The organism is Streptomyces sp. NPDC059832, from assembly GCF_042731715.1.
Lineage (GTDB): Bacteria > Actinomycetota > Actinomycetes > Streptomycetales > Streptomycetaceae > Streptomyces.
The window spans coordinates 15,497-38,411 of the sequence record NZ_JBHWIY010000031.1; the positions used below are offsets into that span (position 1 = coordinate 15,497).

The 22,915-nt window shown below is 71.2% G+C and carries 18 protein-coding genes; 10 read left to right on the top strand and 8 right to left on the bottom strand.

The window, feature by feature from the left end; all coding sequences use genetic code 11:
* The first annotated feature begins 159 nt into the window (after positions 1-159).
* From ACFV8T_RS35715 to ACFV8T_RS35735, 5 genes are all read left to right on the top strand, one after another.
* Positions 160-912 (top strand): GntR family transcriptional regulator, encoded by a 753-nt coding sequence (locus tag ACFV8T_RS35715; RefSeq protein ID WP_385335702.1) that lies wholly within the window; start codon positions 160-162, stop codon positions 910-912.
* Between the two features lie 646 nt (positions 913-1,558).
* Positions 1,559-1,759: an SPOR domain-containing protein gene (locus ACFV8T_RS35720; RefSeq protein WP_385335704.1), complete on the top strand. Its 201-nt coding sequence runs from the start codon at positions 1,559-1,561 to the stop codon at positions 1,757-1,759.
* A gap of 196 nt (positions 1,760-1,955) precedes the next feature.
* Positions 1,956-2,360, top strand: a complete 405-nt coding sequence (locus tag ACFV8T_RS35725; RefSeq protein ID WP_385335799.1) for an NUDIX domain-containing protein — start codon at positions 1,956-1,958, stop codon at positions 2,358-2,360.
* 524 nt (positions 2,361-2,884) lie between these two features.
* A complete protein-coding gene (locus ACFV8T_RS35730; RefSeq protein WP_385335706.1) occupies positions 2,885-3,313 on the top strand; it encodes an ATP-binding protein in 429 nt (142 codons plus the stop codon).
* A 193-nt stretch (positions 3,314-3,506) separates the two neighbouring features.
* On the top strand, positions 3,507-6,035 hold the full coding sequence (locus ACFV8T_RS35735) for a SpoIIE family protein phosphatase (protein WP_385335801.1): 2,529 nt from the start codon (positions 3,507-3,509) through the stop codon (positions 6,033-6,035).
* A gap of 34 nt (positions 6,036-6,069) precedes the next feature.
* Here ACFV8T_RS35735 and ACFV8T_RS35740 read toward each other — a convergent pair whose 3' ends face one another.
* Both ACFV8T_RS35740 and ACFV8T_RS35745 read right to left on the bottom strand, forming a co-directional pair.
* Entirely contained in the window at positions 6,070-6,783 is a 714-nt protein-coding gene (locus ACFV8T_RS35740; RefSeq protein ID WP_385335708.1) for a PspA/IM30 family protein, read from the bottom strand.
* 76 nt (positions 6,784-6,859) lie between these two features.
* On the bottom strand, positions 6,860-8,968 hold the full coding sequence (locus ACFV8T_RS35745) for a TPM domain-containing protein (RefSeq protein WP_385335803.1): 2,109 nt from the start codon (positions 8,966-8,968) through the stop codon (positions 6,860-6,862).
* A 161-nt stretch (positions 8,969-9,129) separates the two neighbouring features.
* Here ACFV8T_RS35745 and ACFV8T_RS35750 point away from each other — a divergent pair, with 161 nt between their 5' ends.
* The gene (locus ACFV8T_RS35750) at positions 9,130-10,164 is read left to right on the top strand and encodes a hypothetical protein (RefSeq protein ID WP_385335710.1); all 1,035 of its coding nucleotides are present in this window, start codon (positions 9,130-9,132) and stop codon (positions 10,162-10,164) included.
* 75 nt (positions 10,165-10,239) lie between these two features.
* On the opposite strand, the gene ACFV8T_RS35755 is transcribed toward ACFV8T_RS35750, so the two are convergent.
* The 5 genes from ACFV8T_RS35755 to ACFV8T_RS35775 all read right to left on the bottom strand — a co-directional run bounded on the left by ACFV8T_RS35755 (position 10,240) and on the right by ACFV8T_RS35775 (position 16,440).
* A complete protein-coding gene (locus ACFV8T_RS35755; protein ID WP_385335712.1) occupies positions 10,240-11,712 on the bottom strand; it encodes a glucoamylase family protein in 1,473 nt (490 codons plus the stop codon).
* Positions 11,713-11,995: 283 nt separating this feature from the next.
* Positions 11,996-13,198, bottom strand: a complete 1,203-nt coding sequence (locus tag ACFV8T_RS35760) for a glycoside hydrolase family 1 protein (RefSeq protein ID WP_266414784.1) — start codon at positions 13,196-13,198, stop codon at positions 11,996-11,998.
* 88 nt (positions 13,199-13,286) lie between these two features.
* Positions 13,287-14,195, bottom strand: coding sequence for a carbohydrate ABC transporter permease (locus tag ACFV8T_RS35765; RefSeq protein WP_385335714.1), 909 nt, complete (start codon positions 14,193-14,195; stop codon positions 13,287-13,289).
* A complete protein-coding gene (locus ACFV8T_RS35770; RefSeq protein ID WP_385335716.1) occupies positions 14,192-15,184 on the bottom strand; it encodes a carbohydrate ABC transporter permease in 993 nt (330 codons plus the stop codon). Before ACFV8T_RS35770 ends, ACFV8T_RS35765 begins: the two co-directional genes overlap by 4 nt.
* A 5-nt stretch (positions 15,185-15,189) precedes the next feature.
* Positions 15,190-16,440, bottom strand: a complete 1,251-nt coding sequence (locus tag ACFV8T_RS35775) for a sugar ABC transporter substrate-binding protein (protein ID WP_385335718.1) — start codon at positions 16,438-16,440, stop codon at positions 15,190-15,192.
* A 254-nt stretch (positions 16,441-16,694) separates the two neighbouring features.
* Here ACFV8T_RS35775 and ACFV8T_RS35780 point away from each other — a divergent pair, with 254 nt between their 5' ends.
* The gene (locus ACFV8T_RS35780) at positions 16,695-17,684 is read left to right on the top strand and encodes an acetylxylan esterase (RefSeq protein WP_385335720.1); all 990 of its coding nucleotides are present in this window, start codon (positions 16,695-16,697) and stop codon (positions 17,682-17,684) included.
* 90 nt (positions 17,685-17,774) lie between these two features.
* On the opposite strand, the gene ACFV8T_RS35785 is transcribed toward ACFV8T_RS35780, so the two are convergent.
* Positions 17,775-18,830: a LacI family DNA-binding transcriptional regulator gene (locus tag ACFV8T_RS35785; RefSeq protein ID WP_385335722.1), complete on the bottom strand. Its 1,056-nt coding sequence runs from the start codon at positions 18,828-18,830 to the stop codon at positions 17,775-17,777.
* Positions 18,831-19,001: 171 nt separating this feature from the next.
* Here ACFV8T_RS35785 and ACFV8T_RS35790 point away from each other — a divergent pair, with 171 nt between their 5' ends.
* The 3 genes from ACFV8T_RS35790 (at position 19,002) to ACFV8T_RS35800 (ending at position 22,859) form a co-directional block, all read left to right on the top strand.
* A complete protein-coding gene (locus tag ACFV8T_RS35790) occupies positions 19,002-19,469 on the top strand; it encodes a MarR family winged helix-turn-helix transcriptional regulator (protein WP_385335724.1) in 468 nt (155 codons plus the stop codon).
* Positions 19,470-19,636: 167 nt separating this feature from the next.
* On the top strand, positions 19,637-20,191 hold the full coding sequence (locus tag ACFV8T_RS35795) for an isochorismatase family protein (protein WP_385335726.1): 555 nt from the start codon (positions 19,637-19,639) through the stop codon (positions 20,189-20,191).
* Between the two features lie 241 nt (positions 20,192-20,432).
* Positions 20,433-22,859, top strand: coding sequence for an ABC transporter substrate-binding protein (locus tag ACFV8T_RS35800; RefSeq protein ID WP_385335728.1), 2,427 nt, complete (start codon positions 20,433-20,435; stop codon positions 22,857-22,859).
* Positions 22,860-22,915 lie beyond the last annotated feature (56 nt).

Sequence of the window (22,915 nt, forward strand, 5' to 3'; positions counted from 1 at the left end):
GAGGCGGGAGAAGAGCCGAGATCCCTCTGGTGCCCGGCAGCTGGATATGTATGAGAGCAAGACGAATCATCACTTCGGGTGAATCTTTGGCCTGTGCTTGCGGTTCACAACCGACGGTTGTCAGGCTGTTGCAGACTGTCAACCTGTTGGGAGTGGCCTGTGACTTTCGGTGAGCAGCCCGCGTATTTGCGCGTTGCAAGCGATCTGAGAGAGAAGATCGTCAATGGTGCGCTGCCGCCACATACGCGCCTGCCTTCGCAGGCCCGTATCCGCGAGGAGTACGGAGTCTCGGACACCGTCGCGCTGGAGGCGCGGAAGGTGCTGATGGCCGAGGGCCTGGTGGAGGGGCGCTCCGGTTCCGGCACGTATGTGCGTGAGCGCCCCGTCCCGCGGCGGATCGCCCGCTCCGGCTACCGGTCCGCGGCCGGCGCCAGTCCGTTCCGTCAGGAACAGACGGCGGAGGGGGTGCACGGGACGTGGGAGTCCCGCAGCGAACAGGAGGGGGCGAGCGCCGAGATCGCCGAGCGCCTGGGCATCGAGCCCGGCGACCGGGTGATGCGGACGGCATACACCTTCCGTGAGGCGGGGGAGCCGATGATGCTCTCCACCTCCTGGGAGCCGCTCGCCGTGACGGGGCGCACGCCGGTGATGCTGCCGGAGGAGGGCCCGTTGGGCGGCTGTGGGGTGGTCGAGCGGATGGCCGCGATCGATGTCGTCGTGGACAACGTGGCCGAGCAGGTCGGTGCGCGCCCGGGGCTGGCGGAGGAGCTCCTGGCGCTCGGCGGAGTGCCGGGCCATGTGGTGATGGTGATCGAGCGGACGTACTACGCGTCGGGTCGCGCGGTCGAGACGGCGGACGTGGTGGTGCCCGCCGATCGCTTCCGGATCGCCTATCACCTTCCGGTCAGGTGACCGGTACGCGCAGGCGCCGTCCGGCGCCGGTGACGGCACATTGACGCCCGGCCGGTTCCCGTAACCGAAGGGCGATCACCGGCCGCAATGGATTGTCATGTACCGCTCCTGCCGTCCGATCCGTACCCGCACACCGGGCGACGGACGGGAAGTCGGTGATGACGGACACGGCCACTCCGAGGACGGCCGGGCCCCGGAGCCACCGGCCGCACAGGGTCCGGAGGTCACGGATACCCCGGCCGCAGAGGCCCCGGCCGGGGCCGACGCCCCGGCCCCGGCCGAAGTTGCGCGAAGCTCGTCGCCGACGAGAGCCGGGAGGGCCGCTCCCTCAGGTACGCTCCGCACTCCTTCCGGCACCGGTCGCCGGCCACGGGTCGCGGGTGCCGCACTCGGCGGGATCGCCTGGCTCGCCGACCTCGTGATCGGCTCCTCGGTCATCGCGATGCCGGAGGCGGGGCAGCAGCGGCGGACGGTACTGGCACAGGGGGCGCATCCAGCCGGGTGCGCCCCTCTGTCGGCAGGATCGGTATCTCTTTGTGTAATTACGTATCCGTTGCGTGAAGGTCAGGCGTACGCTCGGGCATATGCGTACTGCGGTTTCCTGGGGATCTTTAGTGACGTGCACGACGTTCGAGGGAGGGGCGCGATGCTGGGGAGGGACGCGATGAGCGACAGCGGTGCTGATCTCCCGTGGCTGGTCATAAGGCAGGACGACAACGGCAATCGCTATCGCGTCGGCAGATACGCCACGCAGGGCGAGGCCCAGAAGATCGCCGACAAGCTCGATGAACACGGACACAAGCAGCTCTACTGGGTGGAGCAGGCCGGACAGAGCGCCCGACCGTAGAGCGACCGCGGGGGGCGCGGCGAAGCGGTGGCCGCGCTCCGGCGCGCGACCGGGTCTGCGTTCGTCGAGCCGGTCGCCCGTGCTCCGTCGCCCGCGCCGGTCGCCCGCCGGTCCTGCGGTTGCGAGGGCGTTCCGGCGGGCGGCTTCCGCCCCGCTAAGGTCCTGTCCGACCGGGTTGCACATGAACGAAGGCGGAATGATGTCGGTCCTGATCGACACGGTGGCATGGGTGCGGGTGGAGAACGGCAGGATCCTCTGCGCACGACCACGGGGGAAGGACGTCTTCTACATCCCCGGTGGCAAGCGGGAGGGCCGGGAGACCGACCTGCAGACCCTGCTGCGTGAGGTCGAGGAGGAGCTGACCGTGGCCATCCTCCCGGGGACGGTGTCCCACATGGGTACGTACGAAGCGCAGGCGCACGGCCATCCGGACGGCGTGGTCGTGCGCATGAGCTGCTACGCCGGTGAGTATCACGGGACGCTGGCCGCCAGCAGCGAGATCGAGGAGATGGCCTGGTTCTCCTACGCCGACCGATCGCTCGTCCCGCCGGTCGACCAACTGCTCTTCGACGACCTCAAGGCCGCCGGCGCGCTGGCCTGAGCCGCCCTCGTCCGGGTCGCCCCCGTCCCGTCGCCCGGCGGGACCGGAACCACATCCCGCAACGGGCCCCGGAACCGGCGTGGTTGAAGGTGCGCCGGTCCCGGTGAAGGCGATGCGGAGGCCCGATCCGCTCGCCCGGCCCGGCAGTTCGGGAAGGCGGGAGAGGCCGGGCTGCGCTCCGGAGGCCGCCGCAGTCGCCGTCGCCGCTCCGCGGCCATCATCGCCGGGTTCCCGCTGCATGGCCGACGACATCGCGGGTACCAGCAGCAGAACCCATGTCCGGGCCGGGTCCGGTGCCGGTACGTGCGGGGCGCGCTGGGCAGGCGGTCGACCGGGGCGAACGCCATGACGGCGGCGCGTGCCGATCGCCTTGTGCGCCCTTCTCTCTGTGCGCATCTGTTCGTGTGCGCGGCCGTACACCCGTACGCCCCACGTGTCGTTCCTGGCGATAATTCACCCCAAATATCGGGTATGTGCTGAATAACCCTTGTAAACAGGGTGTTCCCCGCTGCGGGTCTTGGGAAGTGATCGGGGTGATCGACAGTGCGGGCGACTGCGCCGAGTGGACCTTTCCGGCTGTGCCGGGCGCCGTGCGATCGGCACGGCATGCCGTCCATGAGGCGTTGGGTGCCTGGGGGCTCGACGCGGCCGTCGGGGATGTGACAGTTCTGCTGGTCAGCGAGTTGGTGACCAACTCGATGCGGTATACATCGGGCCCCATCGGCGTACGGCTGGTGCGCCCTCATCTCAACGGTGACAGCCCCGCCGCACACCCGGGACTGCTCGTGGAGGTCTCCGATCCGCTTCCGGATCCGCCCACCGAACGTATGGCTGGACCGGAGGACGAAGGGGGCAGGGGGCTGCAGCTGGTGGCGTGTTCCGCCCGCCGCTGGGGGACCCGTCGGGGAAAGACCGGCAAGACCGTGTGGTTCGAGCTGGCCCTGCCTGGTTAGGAGTGGGGTGGGACGGACAGCGATCACCAGGGGTCGGCCAGAAGCTGGCTGAAAGGGACTGAGACCGTGCTGTGATCGTGAACGCCGTGTCGGTTGGGGCCGGAGTGCTGAATACTGCGGGCAGGACCGGTCCGGTGTGTGAGCTGGAGGGGACGGTCGCGTGAGCGAAATACCTGGGACAGCGGGCGAGATCGTGTGGCAGAGCAGCCCGCCTGGCTCGATCTACGACTACATCAGGGTCGCCTCCTTCTCGATCGGCCCCGATGGCCTGATCGAGCAGTGGAGCCGCCGGGCCGCCGGCCTCTTCGGCATTGCCGCGGACAGAGCGGTGGGCCTGGATCCGGTCGAGGCGTTCATGCCCGCCGAACTGCGCACCGACGGCCGTCGCAGAGTCGGCGAGATCCTCGACGGCAAGGAGTGGACGGGCCTCGTCCCCTTCCGGATACCGGGCGAGGACGGCATGCGCGGGCTCGCCGAGATCTATGTGATGCCGAGCGGGACGGCGAGCGGGGAACGGGCCGCGCTCTGCATCGTCGTGGACGTCCGGGCGCTGCGCCACATCGAGACGGACCTTGCCGCGTCACAGGCCATATTCGGCCAATCTCCCTTCGGCTTCGTGCTGTTCGGTACCGACCTCGCGGTGATCCGCGCCAACCAGCGCTTCGCCACCGTCTTCGGCGGCCGGGCCGAGGACCACCGCGGCCGCACGGTCGAGGACTACCTCTCCGGCCCCGAGGCCGACCGGCTCACCGCCACCATCGAGCGCGTCCTCGCGACCGGGACATCCGTCACCGATCTCCAGATCATCGGGACCGCGCCCGGCGAACCCGGCAGCCGCCACTGGTCCATGAACCTCTACCGCGTGCACAGCGGCTCCGGCCGCCCCATCGGCGTCGCCGGACTGGCCACCGATGTCACCCGGAGGCACATCGCCGCCCGCGAGGCCGCCAGCGCCCGCCGCAACCTCGCGCTGCTCAACGAGGCCAGTGCCCGTATCGGCAACTCCCTCGACCTGGAGACCACCGCCCGCGAACTCCTCGATGTCGCCGTGCCCGGCTTCTGCGACCTCGCCTCCGTCGACCTCTACCAGGGACTGCTCACCGGCGACGACGCGCCACCCGGAAGCTGGGATTCGCTCCGTCAGGTATCCGTCGGCGGCTCCGCCGAACTGCGCCGTGTCGCCCTGGCCAGCGCGGTGTCGGACGCCCTGCCCGACACCGCCGGGGACACCGGCTCGCCCGAGCTCGGCTCCGTGCACCGCTTCTCGTTCAACTCGCCGTGCGCCATCGCCCTGCGCACCGGTCACGTCGAGGACGTGCCCGGCGACGACCGCGGCTTCGTCCAGTCCACCCTCGCGGTACCGATGGTCGCCCACGACACGGTGGTCGGCCTGGTGCAGTTCTCCCGTACGAAGGGCAGCGAACCCTTCGGCGAGCGGGACCGCGCACTGGCCACCGAGCTCGCCGCCCGCGCCGCGGTCTGCATCGACAACGCCCGCCTCTACCGCCGCGAGCACGAGCGCGCGCTGATTCTCCAGCGCAGCCTCCTGCCGCCGGGTGACCCGGTGGCCGCGGGCCTCGACATCGCCTGCCGCTACCTTCCCGGCAACACGGCCACCGAGGTGGGCGGCGACTGGTTCGACGTGATCGAACTCCCCGGCCACCGCACCGCCCTGGTCGTCGGCGACGTGATGGGCCGCGGGCTGCGGGCCGCCGTGGCCATGGGTGAACTGCGCACCGCCGTACGGACCCTGGCCCTCCTGGACCTGGAACCCGCCGAGGTGCTCTCCGCGCTCGACGAGGTCGCCCGCGGACTCGGCACCCCCGGTGGCGGCAACGCGTCAGGCGGCCCCCAATGGCCCTCACGGGCCGCCCACAAGTCCCGCGAGGCGGATCTCTCCGAGGTCTATCTGGCGACCTGTGTGTACGCGGTCTACGACCCGGTCACCCGGCGGTGCACCTTCGCCAACGCGGGCCACCTCCCGCCCGCCGTGGTCGAACCGGGCGAGGCCGCCCTGCTGCTCGACGTCCCGCCCGGCATGCCGCTCGGCGTCGGCGGCGAACCCTTCGAGGAGGTCGAGGTCGAACTGAAGGAGGGTTCCCTCCTCGCCCTCTACACCGACGGGCTCGTCGAGTCCCGCGACCACCCGCTCGACGAGGGCCTCGACGCCCTGCGCGGAGCGCTCGTCGATCCGCAGCGGCCGATCGAGGACCTCTGCGACCACGTACTGACCACGCTCGACACCCGGCACGGCGAGGACGACATCGCCCTGCTGATGGCCCGTATCCAGGGACTGCCGGCCGACGCGGTCGGCGACTGGCGGCTGCCCCGCGAGCCGCGCTCCGTCGGCCGCGCCCGCGAACTGGCCCGGGGCCGACTGCTCGCCTGGGGCCTGGACGACCTGGTGGACACCACCGAACTGCTGGTCAGCGAGCTGGTCACCAACGCCCTGCGGTACGGGGAGGGCGAGATCCGGCTCAGGCTGCTGCGCGACCGCACCCTGGTGTGCGAGGTGTGGGACGCCGGACTCGTCCAGCCCCGGCGGCGGCGGGCCCGCGACACCGACGAGGGCGGACGCGGACTCCAGCTGGTCGGGCTGCTGAGCGTGGCCTGGGGGTCGAGGCGGACACCGCGCGGCAAGACCGTCTGGTTCGAGCTGGCCCTGCCCGACGGGGAGCCGGCCGCCGAACTCTCGATCGAGCAGCTGCTGAGCATGTACTGAGCGGGCCACCGGGCCAGGGCCTGTCCGGCAGCGGTCATGAGGCCGTCTTCAGCGCGGCCAGCCGGGCATCGATCTCGGCGCTGTCGCCCAGACTGTCCAGCTGCTCGAACTGGGCGTCCAGGGACGACGCGGCGAGCTCCTGCTTGCCCAGCGCCCTCGCCTCCTCGCGCCGCACCTTGTCCTCGAAACGGCTGAGCTCGCTGGTCGGGTCGAGCACATCGATGTTCTTGACGGAGTCCATCATCCGGTTCTGCGCCTGGGCGGACTTGGCGCGTGCGACGAGCTCGTCCCGCTTGGACTTCAGCTCCGTCAGCTTGGTCTTCATCCGGTCCAGGCCGGACTTGAGCTTGTCCACCACCTCGGTCTGCGAAGTGATGGTCGGCTCCGCGGTCCTCGCCTCCTTCTCCGACTGGAGCTGACGGCCGAGCGCGACCTTGGCCAGGTTGTCGAACTTGTCCGCCTCCGCGCCCGCCCCGGCCGCCCGCAGCTCGTCGGCCTTGCGACTGGCGGCGAGCGCCTTGCCGCCCCACTCCTTCGCCGCTTCCACGTCCTCCTGGTGGTCCTGTTCCATCAGCCGCAGATTGCCGATGGTCGCGGCGATTGCCTGCTCGGCCTCCGAGATGTTGGCCGTGTAGTCGCGGATCAGCTGGTCCAGCATCTTCTGCGGATCCTCGGCCTGATCGAGCAGCGCGTTGATGTTGGCCTTCGCGAGCTGGGTGACGCGGCCGAGAATGGTCTGCTTGGTCATGGACCTCTCCTTGTGCGAGTGCGGTTCTCCGGGTGGATTCCGTATGTGTCCTCGGGCCGGCATCCGTGCCGCCGGCTCAGAAACGGCCGCCGCCACCGCGCCGGCCGCGCGTGCCCCCGCCGCCGAAGCTGCCGGGCCCGCCGCCCCCGGTACGGCCCCCGCCGCCGAACCCTCCTCCGTGACCCCCGCCGCCGCGTCCGCCCCCTCCGCCGCCCAGGAGCCCGCCGAGGATGATCCCGCCGAGCACCGCGCCACCGACCCCGCCGCCCCCCGCCCGGGTGCCGCCCGGACCGCTCCCGTACGACCGCACGTCCTGCTCGGCCAGGCTCCGGGCCTGCCCGGCCAGCGAGTCCGCCTGCTGCGCCTCGGCCAGCGCCCCCTGCGGATCCTTCGACCCGGCCAGCTCGCGGGACCGGTCCAGCCGCCGCTGCGCCTCCGCCAGGCGGGTCCGGGCCTGGCTGCCCACCGCTCCCCGGTTCGTGGTGATGTAGTCGGCCGCGGCGGCGATTGCCGAGCGCGCGGTGAGCGTCGCCCCGTCCAGGAGGGAGAGCGCCCGCCGGTCGCCCTGTTCCTGCTCGCGGACGCCGGCCAGCGCCGCGTCGAGCGCCGCGTCCGCCTCCTCCACCCGGCGCAGCGCGTCGATAGGGTCGTACGGACCGGCCCGCAGCTCCTCCCGCACATCGGCGAGCACCGACCGGGCGCGGGCGATCCGGCCCCGCAGGTCCGCCGTCGGCGCACCGCCCCCGGCGCCTTCGAGCAGCCCGCCCGCGTCGGCCAGGTCGGTCTCCGTCTCGGTGAGGGCGCCGGGCAGCTTGTCCGCCGCCTCGGCGAGTTCCCGGGTCCGCCGGTCCACCGCGTCGACGAGGGTGGTCGCCTGGTCGACGGCGCCCTCGGCGGCCCGGATGTACACCGCCGCCGCGGAATGGTCCGTGGCGTCCACCGACTGCCGGGCCCGGTTGAGGCTCGACGTGGCGAACAGGAGCCGGTCCTTGGCCTGCTCGATGTCACCGGCGACGGACGCGGACGCGGATTGCGCGTACCGGCTGCGCATCGTGGCCAGGGCGGCCTCGGCCGCGGAGACGCGCCCGGCGAGAGCCCGGAACGCCGCCTCGGCCGTGGCCAGGGCCTGTGGGGCGTCGCGTTCCAGGGCGCGCAGCCGGTCGAAGTCCTCGGACACCGCGTCGAGGCGGGAGCCCGCGTCCGCGCAGCGGCCGATGATCTCCTCCAGCATCCGGCGTCTGGTCGCGTCGTCCTCGGGAAAGGCGTCGTCCAGCTGCTGACGCAGCCGGAACGCGGCCGTCAGCTCGCCCTTCGCATGGCCGACGGCCTCCGTGAAGGGGGCCGCGGCCTCCTCGCCGAACTGGGCGGTGGCGAAACCCAGTTCCTCCTCGCTGGTGCGGACCGCGTCGTCGGTCTCCACCAGCGCCTCCTTCGCGCGGGCGTCGAGCTCCGGCAACGGCGTCGGCGGCGGACCGCCCGGTCCGGCGGAGGCGGGGCCCCAGCCCTTCGCGCCGGGCGTGGTGCGGGTCGTGGTGCGCCGTTTGCGCCGGGTGTACGCGTAGCCGGCCACCGCTGCCGCCGCGCCGACGACGACCACCGGAAGAATCAGGTCCACGGCGCTCGTCCCGCCGGAGCCACCGGATCCGGGATCGGCGATCCCGGGTGTGACGGCCGGAGTGGGCACGGCCTTGCCGGCCAGTACGGCGGAGTACCCGTTCGCCGCGCCGATCGCCGCGCCGGCCCAGTCGTTCTCCTTGAGCGCGGGCTCGATCGCCGTGCGCGCCACGTCCTTCAGCTGTGCGTCGGTGAGGCGTGAGCCCTGGTCGACGGTGTACGCGTACTGCCGGTCATGGGTGGCGACGGCGAGCAGGACGTCATCGCTGCCGAGGCCGTTCCGGTCGGCCGTCAGATCGGCCCAGCTCTGCGCGGACCGGCCGGAGAAGTCCCGCACGTACACGACGAAGAGCTGGACGCGGCGGTCCGCGTACAGCCGGTCGAGTGCGGCCCGCACCTGGTCCCTGCGGTCCCCGAGCGCCCCCACCTTGTCGGTGATCTGCCCGTCCCGGGACAGCGTGACGGGACCGTCGGCGCGAGCGGGGAGCGCTGCGGGAAGGGCCAGCCAGCACACCGTCATCAGCACGGCGAGAAGGGCCCGCCCCGGTATGGATATCCGGGTACGACTCACGAGCGGCATCACATTTGTGAGGCTATGTCCACCCTCTGTCACCCGCGACCCGGCGACCGGGCCCGCCATCGGTCCCCGGGAAGTGCGTCATGATGCCGTTCGTACGGCGACGGCACACCGGCATACAGGGGGAGACGGACGTGCTCACGGGGATCAGGCGCATGGCCGGGGACATACGGAAGAGGGCGGCCCGGTTCCGGTGGACCTGGCCGAGAAGGATCGCACTGGGAGCGGTCCTGGTGATCGTGGCGCCGGTCCTCACCGCGGGCGTCGCCCTGCGGCTCAACTACTCCGGCGACCCGGGCGACGGCACCCGCACCCGTGGCCGCGACGCCATCTGGCTCGGCCACGCCTGGGTCGACGGGCGCAAGGACGACGCCGACCTCGCCGCGTTCGCCGCCCGGATCGAGGGGACGGGGATCAAGGACCTGTACGTCCACGCCGGACCGCTGGAACACGACGGCACCCTGCCCGCCACGAGCTACCCGAGGGCCCGGTGGCTGCTCGACGCCGTGCACCGCACCCTGCCCGGCATCCGGGTCCAGGCCTGGCTCGGCGACGTACTCGCCACCGAGGGGCCCGAGGGGCTGCGCCTGGAGCGGGCCGCGTCCCGCGCCGCCGTGGTCGCGTCGGCCCGGCAGATTCTGGACGCCGGGTTCGACGGCGTCCATTTCGACCTGGAGCCGCTGCACTCCGGCGACCGCCACTACCTCTCGCTCCTCGACGACCTCGGTGCGCTCACCGGGGCTCGCAAGGCGCAACTGTCGGTCGCCGCCCACCAGATCGACCCGCTGCCGGCGGCGCACAGCGTGATCGGCGCGCTCAGCGGCCGGCAGAAATGGTGGTCGCAGAAGTTCTTCGGACAGGTCGCGCGCCGGGTCGACCAGATCGCCGTCATGTCGTACGACACCTGGATGCCCCTGGAGGGGATGTTCGGCGGCTATGTCGCCCAGCAGACGGCACTCGCGCTCGAAGTGACGCCGGAGGGCACCGATCTGCTGATGGGACTGCCGTTCTTCCACGAGAACGACCTGGGACACCACGAGTCGGCCGAGACGGTCGCGGCCGCGGTCCGGGGCACCCGACTGGGACTGGGACGCACGGACCGCGCCCGCGACCGGTTCGGGGTCGCGCTCTACGTCGACTTCGCCGCGCGGGACGGCGACTGGGCGGCGTACCGCGAGGGCTGGAACTGAGCGGCGGCGTACCGGGCCGGGGCCGGGCCCCGAGCGCTCCGCCCCGGACCGGTACGCCACCACGTCTCAGGGGATTCAGATGGAGAACCGCTCCTTGGCGAGCAGCGGCCGCACCTGCGACTGGAACCCGCCGGTCCGGAACGGCCTCTGCAGCAGGCCGGGGCGGATCGCCTGGGCCAGTGCCGCGGCGATCATGCCCTGGTCGAGCGCGAGCAGGTAGTCGCTGACTCGCCCGGTGCCGACATTGACGGAGTCCCGGAAGCCGTATCCGGCGTGGTACGCGCCGAAGTCGCGGTCGAGCGCGCGCAGGTTGGCGATCACCTCGTCCGGGGCGTAGGGCAGGGCGAGGAAGGAGGCGTGCGGGGTGACCACACCGTTGGTGAACGCCGACGCGGGCGGCAGCGGTTCGCCGTCCTTCGTGTACGTACGGTCGGTGTTGGAGGCGTAGCCGTCGACCTGCATGCCGATCGCGTCGACACCGTACTCCTGGTAGCCGCCCTCGGGGATGTTGGCGGGGGAGAAGCCCCAGTACCCGTACCCCGCCTCTTCCATGCCGTGCTCGATCTGGCTGCGGACGTACCGGCGGTGCGTGAGGCCCCAGGCGCTCGGCGACCACTCCGCCTCCGGCACGAACAGCGGCACCATCAGGGCCTCGAACATCGACCCGCCCCAGGTGGGCACGATCTTCCGGCCGCGGTGGGTGTAGTGCCCCTGCCAGACGCGTACGCCGTCCATGGCGACGTAGCTGCCCTGCGGGTGCTGCTCCTGCTCGTGCTCGGGGAGCATCGTGCGCAGCAGGTGCCAGTAGTGGTCGGCGGGCAGCGAGCCGTCCGCGATGCCCAGGTAACTGGCCATGCGGGGCTCCGTGTTGAGCGCGCCGTAGTGGTGGCCGGTGGGCTCCTCGGTGTCGGGCCAGAACCCGCCGCGCAGCTGGCCGGGGCCGGCGACCGGGTCGGCCGGGTCGTACGGCGTGTAGTAGTAGGACCAGTCGGCGGTCGCCAGGATGCGGGCGACGCGGGGGCGCAGCGCGGGCGAGGCGTCGGCGGCGATGCGCAGACCGGTGATCAGCCAGGCGTTGTCGACGGAGGACAGGAACGGGCGGACCGGGTCGCCGGTGCCGGGCCACTCGGTGAGGACCGAACCGTCGTGCGCGTCGTACCAGTTGAGCCAGAAGCCGTGGTGCCGCTCCAGCGTCTCGACGGCCCGCACGGTGCGCTCCAGCCGGCGGCGCATGGTGTCGTCGTCGATCACCCCGAGCCCGGCGGCGGCCACGGTCGACCAGAGGCCGCACCCGATGTTGGTGGGGGAGGTCTGACGCGACTGGACGGGGGCGCCGGGCCTGCTGACATCGATCTTGTCGACGGCCAGACCGAAGTCGGTCGTCATGGCCTCGATCGAGCGATACGTGTCGCGGAACCAGCGCAGGAGCAACGGGGCGTGCGAGCCGCGCACGGGCTGGGCGGCGCCCGCCGGGGGCGCGGCCACGGCTCCGAGCGACAGGGCGGCGGCCCCTGTCCCCGCTGCGGTGAGAAACGTACGACGGTCCATCAGAACCCCTCGAAGAAGAGCCACCGACTGCGGGCGGTGGGCGGATTTCGTTCGTCGGTCGTGATTGCGGGCGCGGGGCGCCGTGCTGCGTACGGCATCCGCGTGCGCCGCCGCTCGTGAGCAGGGCAGGACACGAGCGGCGCCGTACGCGGGCACAGGGTCCGGGGGACCCTGCTGTACGGGAACCGGCGTCCGTCAGGTGTCGCCGGTTCCCGTACGGGCGGGAGCGGTCAGGTCGCTCCCGGTCGGGGGGAGCCGAGGTCGGTCGGCTCGGGGGCCGAGGTCAGTCGGCGATGCGCGGCAGGGCGCGCGTGCGGCCCATCTCGCCCAGCCAGACGGCGGACGGCTTGGGCAGGCGCTCGAAGGTCTCCGGGTCCCAGCCGATCAGGCCGAAGGTGGGCTTGTAGGAGCCCCACTCGTAGTTGTCGAGCGCGCTCCAGGCCAGGTAGCCCTGGATGTTCAGACCGTCCTGGATCGCGGACGCGACCTCGTTCAGGGCGCCGGTGTAGTAGTCGACCCGGCGGCTGTCGTCGTCGGTCGCGATGCCGTTCTCGGTCACGATCAGCGGGATGCCGTTGCCCAGGACCTCGGCGGTGTGGCGCAGCGCGTGGCCGACCGCGGAGGGGTAGTACTCCCACTGCGTGAGGGTGCGCTCGACGCCGTCGGCCGTCGGTATCGGGCCGTCGGTGCCGATCTTGGTCCGGGTGTAGGACTGGACACCGATCCAGTCGTCGCCGCGGGCGGCCTCGATGAAGACGTCCTCGCGGGGGTGACGGTAGGCCGCGGTGACCTCCTCGGCGCCGGGCAGCGCCTGGTAGACCTGGTTGGCGATGGTCCAGCCGACCTGGATGGCCGGGTCGATCGCCCGGACCTCCTTGACGGCCGCGTGGTGCGCGGCGATGACGGCCTCGGTGGTCTCGTCGTCGGGGGTCGGCAGGCCGGCGGGCGGGAAGCTGTTGTCGCCCCGCTTGGCCTGGCCGGCCATCACGGCGATCATGTTCGGCTCGTTGATGGTGCAGACGTGGCTGACGCCCTCGGCGATCACCGGCGCGCAGGCCGCGACGTAGCGCGCGAAGAGCTCGGTCGCGCCCTCGGCGGTCCAACCGCCGCGCGCCTCGAACCACTGCGGCACGGTGAAGTGGTGCAGGGTGATCATGGGACGCAGGCCGCGCTCGATGGCGCCCTCGACCATGCGGCGGTAGTGGGCGATCTCGGCCCGGGAGAACCGGCCCTCGACCGGCTCGATGCGCGCCCACTCGATGGAGAACCGGTAGTCGGTGAAGCCCAGACCGGCCAGCGTGTCCATGTCCTCGTGCCAGCGGTGGTAGCTGTCGCAGGCGTCCAGGCTGGGCTCCTGGATGTGGGTGCCCGCGGCGTGCTCCTTGACCCACCAGTCGCAATTGACGTTGTTGCCCTCGATCTGGTGGGCGGCCGTGGAGGCGCCCCACAGGAAGCCTTCGGGGAACGGGACCTGGGTGTGCGTCATCGCAAACCGTCTTTCTGGTGATGAAGGGGTGTGGCCGACGGGTGTGGGGCCGTGGCCTCGTACGTTTCGGTGGGGCCGCCGGGGCGGGCTACTTCATGCCCGCCGTGGCGATGCCCTGGGTGAAGTGCCGCTGGAGCGCGATGAACAGGACCACGACGGGCAGGACGACCAGCAGGGAACCGGCCATCAGCATGCCGTTGGAGCCCCCCGCCTTGTTGGGGTCGGTGGCGAAGGTGGCCAGCGCGACCGGCAGGGTGTACTTGTCGGGGTCGTTGGTCGCGATGAGCGGCCAGACGAAGTTGTTCCAGGAGCCCAGGAACGTGAAGATCGACAGTGTCGCCAGAGCGGGCTTCACCAGCGGCATCACGATGCGCCAGAAGATGTACCACTCACCGGCGCCGTCCATCCGGGCCGCTTCCAGCAGCTCGTCCGGGATCGACTGCATGAACTGCCGCATCAGGAAGACCCCGAAGGCTCCGGCGGCGAACGGCAGCACCAGGCCGGCGTACGTGTCGATCAGATGCAGCTTGCTCATCAGCACGAACAGCGGCAGCAGCATCAGGTTGCCGGGCACCATCAGGGCGCCGAGAACCAGGCCGAAGATCTTGTTGCGCCCGGCGAAGTTCAGCTTGGCCAGGGCGTACCCGAGCATCGAGCAGAACACCAGGTTCGAGACGGTGACCAGCACCGCCACGATCACCGAGTTCATGAAGTACAGCGGCAGATCGAGCTTGTCGAGCAGGTCCCGGAAGTTCTGCAGGGTCCACTCGGTCGGGAGCCACACGGGCGGGCTGGCCGTCAGCTCCGCCTGCGTCTTGAAGGCCGAGAGAGCCATCCACAGGAACGGCGCCGACATGATCAGCAGGCCGACCGACAGCAGGACGTAGACGAGGACGCGCTTCGGGTTGCGGGCCTTCTTCGCCCCGGACGGCGGCATGTCCACGGGCTTCTTCGACGGCGCCGTCGAGACGGCGCCCGGTGCACTGGTGGCGCTCATTTGGTGTTGTCCTTCAGCAGTCGGAGCTGCAGCACCGTGATGCCCATGATCACTACGAAGAGGACATACGCCATGGCACTCGCATAGCCCATGTGGAAGAAGTTGAAGCCCTCGCGGTACATGTTCAGCGAGACGGTGAGCGTGGAGTCCGAGGGACCGCCCTGGGTCATCACGAACGGCTCCTCGAAGACATTGAGGTAACCGATGGTCGTGATCACCGTGGCGTAGAGCAGCGTCGGCCGCAGCAGGGGCACGGTGATGCCCTTGAACTCCTGCCAGACACCGGCACCGTCCAGCCGCGCGGCCTCCCGCACCTCGGTGGGGATGGCCTGCAGACCGGCGATGAAGAGCACCATGACCGTGCCGAGGTTGCGCCAGACCGCCATCGCGATCATCGACGGCATGGCGAGCGTCTCGGAGCCCAGGAAGTCGGGCGAGGTGAGGCCCACTTCGGAGAAGAGCCCCGCGACGAGCCCGTCGCTCGGGTCGAGCACGAACCGCCAGACCACGGCGACCGCGACGATGGTCGTGACCACCGGGGTGTAGAAGCCGACGCGGAAGAAGGTCCGGGCCCGGTCGATGCCGTTGTTCAGCAGTACGGCGACGAGCAGCCCGAGGAAGATCGTCAGCGGGACGCCGATCACCACGAAGTACGCGGTGTTGAACAGCGACTTGAGGAACTTGTCGTCGCTGAACAGATTGACGTAGTTCTCGAAGCCGATGAAGTTCGCGTCCAGCGGGTGCGTGACATTGCGCAGCCCGAAGTCGGTGAAGCTCATCACCAGCGTCGCGATGATCGGGAACGCCATGAAGACGAGGAAGAGGACGAGGAAGGGAGTGGAGAACAGCCAGCCGGCCACGTTCTGCACGCCCATCGAGGCCTTCTTGCCACCCCGGCGACCCGCGGGCCCGGTGGCCGGGGACCCGGAGGTCCCCGGCCCGGCCTGCACCTTGGCCGTCTGAGCGGCCTTTGAGGTCATGGTGCGCATGACTCCTACTTCACGAGGCCTTCGATTTGGGACTGGGCGGTCTTGAGCGCGTCCTCGGCGGACGCCTTGCCCTGGGTGACCTTGGCGATGGCCTGGTCGACCTTGTCGGTGATCTCCGTCCAGTTGGACAGCGACGGCGAGGCCTTGGCGGTGTCCATCTGCTTCTTGAACACCTGGAGGTCGGCGTCGTCGGCGAGGGCGCCGGAGGTCCAGGCGGAGGTGTTGGCCGGCAGGTCCTTGGTGCGCTTGTACCAGTCGGCCTGGCCCTTGGTGTCCGTCAGGTACTTGATGAACTCGGTGGCGGCGGCCTTGTGCTCGCTGTCCTTGGAGATCACCAGGGAGGAGCCGCCGGCCATGGAGACGGAGGACTTGTCGGCGGGCACGTTGGCCACCGCCCACTTGCCCTTGAGCTGCGGCTGGCCCTCGTTCAGCAGGGTGACGTGCCACGGGCCGCCGAAGAACATCGGGACGCGGCCGTTGCCGAAGTCCTTGACCACGTCGTAGCCGGGCTGCACGGACTTGTTGGAGAGCCCCTTGTCGAAGTACGAGCCGTACTCCTTGAGCGCCTTGACGGCCTCGGGGCTGTCGATGACGGCCTCGCCCTTGTCGTTGACGATCTCGCCGCCGGCCGAGTACAGGAAGGAGTAGAAGTTCTGCACCGTGTCCAGGCCGCTGGGCTGGATGGACAGACCCCACTTGGTTCCGGCCTTCTTCTGGTAGGCCGTGGCGAGGTCCTGCATCTCCTTCCAGTTGGTCGGAGCCTTGGTGATGCCGGCCTTCTCTGCCAGGTCGGTGCGGTAGTACAGGACGCGGGTGTCGACGTACCACGGCACGCCGTACGCCTGGCCGTCGACCTCGCCCTGCTTCCAGCCGGACTGGAAGTAGTCCTTCTCGTCGAAGGTCTTGGTGTCGACCGGCTCCAGCACACCGAGCTCGGCGAACTCGCCCATGTAGCTGCCGCCCATCTGCGCCACGTCCGGCAGGGTGCCGGCGGCGGCCGCGGAGACCAGCTTCTGGTGGGCGACGTCCCAGCCGACCGGGGTCACCTTGACGGTGATGTTCGGGTTGGCCTTCTCGTACACCTTGGCCACATCCGCGAGCTTCTCGCCCTCGGCCCCCATGGCCCAGACGGTGAGCGTCTGCTTCTTGTCCGCGGCGACATCGTCGCCACCGGAGCTGCCGCACGCGGTGAGACCGAGAGTGAGCGCAGCCGTGACTGCGATACCGATCGAGGCGTTTCTGGCGGTGCGGGACATGGAGGGCTCCTCCTTGAGCAATCCGGATGTATGCGCTGCCTGTAAGCGCATACATCACTCTGCGGCAGAGATTCAGGAATCCGCAAGAGGGTGCTAGGTCACACTCGTGCAACGTGCTGGACATCTGAATGTTCAACTTGGCACGGTAAGTGTGTCGTTTGCGAAATTGGGGATGATGTGACCGATTTCGCTGCCGGCTCCACGTTGATCAACAGGCCTGTACCGTCGCGGACGGGGCGGATACGGTCGTGTCCATGGCTTCACTCGAACACGATTTCCCCTTCGATCCGGCTTACGGATACACGCTCCAGGACCTGCTGGGCGTCCCCGCCCCCGCCGCTCCGGACGATTTCGACGCCTTCTGGCAGGCCCGGTACGAGGAGGCCCGCAAGGTCGCCACGGAGCCGGAGCTCGGGCCGCTGGAGGAGGAGCGCGACGGGGTACGGATCCACGGCGTGACCTTCACCTCGGTGGGCGGGGTGCGGCTCGGCGGCTGGCTGGCGCTGCCCGCCGAGGGGTCGGCGGAGTACGGATTCGTCATCGGGCACGGCTACGGCGGTCGGGACGAGCCGGGCCCCGACGTGCCGCTGCCGCTGCCCCGGGCCGCGGCGATCCTGCCCTGCGTACGGGGCATGGGCTCGCGCGGACTGCACCCGGGCATCCCGGACGTGTCCGCCGCGCATGTGCTGCACGGCATCGAGTCGCGCGACACCTATGTCATCGGCGACTGCGTGGCGGACCTGTGGTGCGCGGCGTCGGCGCTGTGCGAGCTGGTGCCGGAACTGGCGCCGGAGGAGGGCGGCCCGGGGCTCGGGTATCTCGGGGAGAGCTTCGGCGGTGGGCTCGGCGCGCTGGCGCTGCCCTGGGACGACCGCTTCGGGGCCGCGCAGCTGACGGTGCCCACCTTCGGCAACCATCCGCTGCGGCTCGGCCTGCCGTGCATCGGCAGCGGGGAGTCGGTGCGGGGCCACCGCCGGGACCACCCCGAGGTCACCGAGGTGCTGCCGTACTTCGACGCGGCCACGGCCGCGACGCGGCTGCGGACGCCCACGCTGGTGGCCGCGGCGCTCTTCGACCCCTCGGTGCCGCCGCCGGGACAGTTCGCCGTGCACAACGCGCTGGCCGGTGAGCACGAGCTGCTGGTGCTGAGCGCGGGCCACTTCGAGTACGAGGGCACGGCGGCGGAGGTGGCGGAGCTCCGGGCGGCCCGGCAGCGATTCTTCGCGGCGCGACGGGGGCGGTGACGCGGGACGTACGGGGGTGCCGGGTGTCCGGCGGCCCCGAGGCCGGCCCCGGGGCCTTTCGTCCGGATCGGGGCGGGGCGCCCGTTCCCGTCAGCCGCAGCCGCAGCTGGCGCGGCGGATCAGGGACACCGGGAGCATGAGCGACACCGGCTCGCTGCCGCTGTTGCCCAGCCGCTGCACCAGCAGCTCCACCGCCTGCTCGCCGAGCTGACGGATCGGCTGGCGCACGGTCGTCAGCGGCGGCCGGACGATCCGGCTCAGCGGAATCCCGTCGAAGCCGGTCACCGCGATGTCCTCGGGCACCCGCACCCCGCGCCGCTCCAGGGCGCGCAGCGCGCCCACCGCCATCTGGTCGTTGGCGAAGAGCACCCCCTCCGGCCGCTCGCCGGGCCGGTCGAGCAGTGCCTCCGCGGCCCGCGCGCCCTCGGCCTGCGTCATCATCTCGGCCCGCAGATCGGGCGCGTCCGGCACCGGGAGCCCGGCGTCGCGGCAGGCCTGCCGGAAGCCCAGGAACCGCGCCTCGGCGTCCGGCGACTCGACCTCGCCGCCGACGAAGGCGAGCCTGCGCAGCCCGTGGTCCTCGATCAGATGGCGGGCCAGTTCGCGCTCGCCGTCCGCGTTCGCGACGACGATGTGGTCGAGATGGTCGATCTCGCGGGGGCCGGCGAGCATCACCACCGGAAGCCGGCGCGATATCACTTCGAGGTCCTCGGTCGGCACGGTCTGTGCCAGCACCGCGAAACCGTCGACCCGGCCCGCGACCTTCGCGACGAGGCTCTCGGGCCCGCCCTCCAGCGAGGCGGCGATCAGCAGCGCGTAACCGTGCCGCCGCGCCGCCCGCTCCATGCCGCGGATGATCTGGTCGGAGTAGAGCATCACCGCGTCGTCGGCGTCGCTGTCCGCCTCCGCGTCGGCCTCGGCGTCGGGATCGGCGTAGTCGGGGAAGCAGAGCCCGAGCACGCCGGTGGTCCGGCTGGCCAGGCCGCGGGCGTTCCCGCTGGGTACGTAACCGAGCTGGCGGGCGGCTTCGAGGACCCGCTCGCGGGTCTGGGCGCGTACCGAATCGGGGGTGCGGTAGACCCGCGAAACCGTGGCAATGGAGACGCCCGACCGCTCGGCGACGTCGTACACCGTTGGGGCGCTCACTCGACCGACCGTCCGCTTCTTCTTCCGTACCGAAGCACCTGCTGTTGCATGTACCGACCCTCTTCTGAAAGCGCATTCACCCTAGATCGCGGGCCGCGTGACGGGCAAGACCGCCCCGAAGAAAGACAGGCAACCTTGCAAGGTGTCCTGCACATCTTTTACCTTGAGGGCATGCCGGAACCGACTGGAACCACACCCGCCGGCCGTCGCGCCGAGCCGTCCGCCGAGCAGCTGGCGACGCAGCTCGCCGCCGTGGTCGGCCGGTTGCTGCGGCGGCTGCGCAGCACGTCGTCGGGCGGTCTGCTCACGCCGACGCAGCGCTCGGTGCTCGCCAGGCTGGACCGTGAGGGCCCGGCCACCACGGCCGCGCTGGCCCGTGCGGAGTATGTGCGTCCGCAGTCCATGCGGCTGACCCTCGGCGCGCTGGAGAGCCAGGGGCTCGTCGAGCGGGCGCCCGATCCGGCCGACGGCCGGAAGTCGGTGATGTCGCTCACGGAGTCCGGGACCGCGACGCTCGCCGAGGTCCGGGCCGCCAAGCACGACTGGCTCGCCTCGGCCATCGCGGCCGAGCTCGACGGCGCCGATCGCCGCACCATGGCCGAGGCCATCGAGCTGATGGACCGGCTGACCGGGAAGTGACGGCACCGCTCCGCCGCCGGACCGGGATGTGACGGGCGGCCGTCCGCCGGACCGGCACCGGCCGTCACCCCACCGCACCCCGCGCGCCCGTACCCGCATCGCCCCGCACGCGTACCCGTACGTACCCACATCCGAACCGTTCGCCCACGCCACACAGGAGCACCACCATGACCGCCACCATCCTCGACCCGAAGACCGCCCTGGTCGTCATCGATCTCCAGAAGGGCATCGTCTCCCTGGACACCGCCCACCCCACCGCCGACGTCGTCGCCAACTCCGTCACCCTCGCCGACGCCTTCCGCGCCAAGGGCCTCCCGGTCGTCCTGGTCCATGTGGTCGACGGCGCCCCCGGCCGCAACGAGGCGCCGGCGGGTGCCGGTGGGCAGCTGCCCGCCGACTGGGCCGACATCGTGCCCGAGCTCGGCCCGCGCGAGGGCGACATCGTGGTGACCAAGCGCACCTGGGGTGCCTTCCACGGCACCGGCCTCGACCTCCGGCTGCGTCGCGCCGGCGTCACCCAGGTGGTCCTCACCGGCGTCGCGACCAGCATCGGCGTGGAGTCCACGGCCCGCTCGGCATACGAGCACGGCTACAACGTCACGGTCGTCACGGACGCGATCACCGACATGGACGCCGACGCCCACCGCAACAGCGTCGAAAGGATCTTCCCGCGCCTGGGCGAGACGGACACGACGGAGGCGATCGTCGCGCTGCTCGGCTGATCCTCCCGGCCGGCCCGATCCTCCTGGCCGGTCGTCCTCATCCGTGCGGCGCGGCAGCCGGGGCCGCTGCGCCGCACGGGTGAGGTTCGGGGCCGTCGCGCCGTGTCTGCGCCGCCGCTCGCGCGAGGGCGTCTTCAGTGGATGGACGAAACCAGTGTGATCAACTGCAAATGCCACCAAAAACGCACAATCTGGCACACCCTCTGACGGGTGGGTCGGGCCGGCCCCGGAGGTATCAGCCATGTCCCACGTCGGCGTCCCGCGGGAGACGGCCCGAAAGCGCCGCTCCCTCGCGCTCCTCACGACGGGTGTGCTGACGCTCCCCGTGCTGGCGGGCTGCAGCTCCGGCGACGGCTCCACGTCCGCCGGGATCGCCCCTCAGGACATCGCGGTCACCGGCCGGAACCTGGTCGCCGCGGGCGGCACGGTCGACTGGGCGATCGACGCCGTGCCCGCCACCCTCAACGCCTTCCAGGCGGACGCCGACAGCTCCACCACCCGGATCACCGGCGCCCTGCTGCCGACGCTCTTCCCGCTGGACGCCAACGGCAGGCCGCAGCTGAACCCGGACTATCTGGAGTCCGCGAAGGTGGTCGAGCGCGAGCCCAGGCAGGTGGTGCTCTACCGGCTCAACCAGCAGGCGGTGTGGAGCGACGGCCGGGAGATCGGGGCGCCCGACTTCGTCGCCCAGTGGCGGGCGCTGAGCGGCAAGGACTCGGCGTTCTGGACCGCCCGCAACGCCGGCTACGACCGCATCGAGAAGATCGAGCGCGGTGCCGACGACCTGGAGGTACGGGTCACCTTCGCCAAGCCGTACGCGGACTGGCGCTCACTGTTCTCCCCGCTGTACCCGAAGGAGGTGACCGGCTCCCCGGACGCCTTCAACGACGGGTCCCGGACCACCCTCAAGGCGACCTCGGGGCCGTTCCGGCTGCGCGGGGTGGACAAGCGGGCGGGCGAGGTCACCCTGGTCCGCAACCCGCGCTGGTGGGGCAACCCGGTCAAGCTCGACGCGCTGGTCTTCAGGGCCGTCGCGCCGAAGGACCGGACCGAGGCCCTGGCCGCGGGCAAGGTCGACGTGGCCGACGTCGACGCCGCGGCGGCGCACCGGATCGTGCAGGCGGCCCGCGACAAGGGCGCGAACGGGCAGCAGCTCACCCATGGACCCGGCGCCGCGACCGGTCCGGCCGCCGCCCTGCGCTCCTGGGCCGTGGCACACGGCTCGAACGCCGAGGAAGCGGCCGCCGCGCAGGCGGCCAGGGCGAAGAGCCGGGCCGCCGCCGAGGCGTACGCCACCGAGCAGGGCGGGCTGAGCGCCTACGTGGTGCGCAAGTCGCTGGAGCCCGCCTACACCCAGCTCGCGCTGAACGGCGAGTCCGGACCGCTCGCCGACGACCGGGTGCGCCGGGCGGTCGCCCGCGCCCTGAACCGCCAGGAGCTCGTCGACACCGTGCTCAAGCCGCTCGGCCTGCCCGCGCAGCCGCTCGGCAGCCACCTGGCCCTGGCCGGGCAGCCCGCGTACAAGGACAGCAGCGACGCGCTCGGCGGCCAGGACACCGAGGAGGCGCAGGCGCTGCTGGCCGACGCGGGCTGGACGCCGGAGGGCGCGGTCAGCAAGTCGGACGGCACCAAGGCGGGCAGCGAGGCCGGAAAGGAGGGCGGGAAGGACGCGGAGAAGAAGGGGACGGCCCCGGCCGCCGGGAAGGACGCGGAGAAGAAGAGCGGGAAGGACCCGGAGAAGAAGGGGACGGCCCCGGCCGCCGGGAAGGCGGGCAACACGGACGGCAAGACCGGTGACGGCGCGGACCGGCGCGAGCACGCCGCCGACGACGACGGCCTGTACATCGTCGGCGACGACGACAAGCCCGGCGACGGCGACCCGACGGGCGGCGTTACCCACGTACTCGCCCCCGCCCCCGCCGCGGCGTTCCACAGCTCCGTCCTGCTGCGCCAGGCCGGACACCTCTCCGAGTCCGGCACCTCCGAGGACATCCCCGCCAGGGTCACCGCCCAGGACAAGCGGCCGGGCGGCGCCGCCGGTGCGTACGCCCCCGCGGGCACCGCGGCCCCCGCACGGGCGGCCGACACGCGCCACGGTCCGCTCGGCAAGGACGGCAAGCCGCTGACCCTGCGCTTCGTCCTGCCGTCCGGTCCCGGGTCGGAGCCGCTGCGCAGCGTCGGGGACAAGATCTCGGCGATGCTCGAATCGGTCGGCATCCGTACGGAGATCACCAAGGTCTCCGACGAGAGCTACTTCCAGGACCACGTCGCTTCCGGCGACTACGACCTGGCCCTGTACTCCTGGCCCGCGACCGCCTACCCCGCCACCGACGACCGCCCGATCTTCGCGAAGCCGGTGCCCGCCACCGACGGCTCGCTGCTGGTCGAGCAGAACTACACCCGCGTCGGCACGGACCACATCGACCAGCTCTTCGACCAGGCGGTCTCCGAGCTGGACGAGGGCACCGCCCGGGATCTGATGAAGCAGGCCGACGCCCGGATCTGGGCCGCCGCGGGGTCGATTCCGCTCTACCAGCGTCCGCAGCTCGTGGCAGCGAGCCGGAAACTGGTGAACGTCGGCGCCTTCGGCTTCGGGGCACCTCACTACCAGGACATCGGTTTCAAGAAGCCGCAGGCCGCCGGAGCCCCGGCCAAAAAGAAGAAGTAGCAGGTCAGAACAGGGCCAGAAGCTCAGAACTGGCTCAAATCCCTTGCCCGCCGGTG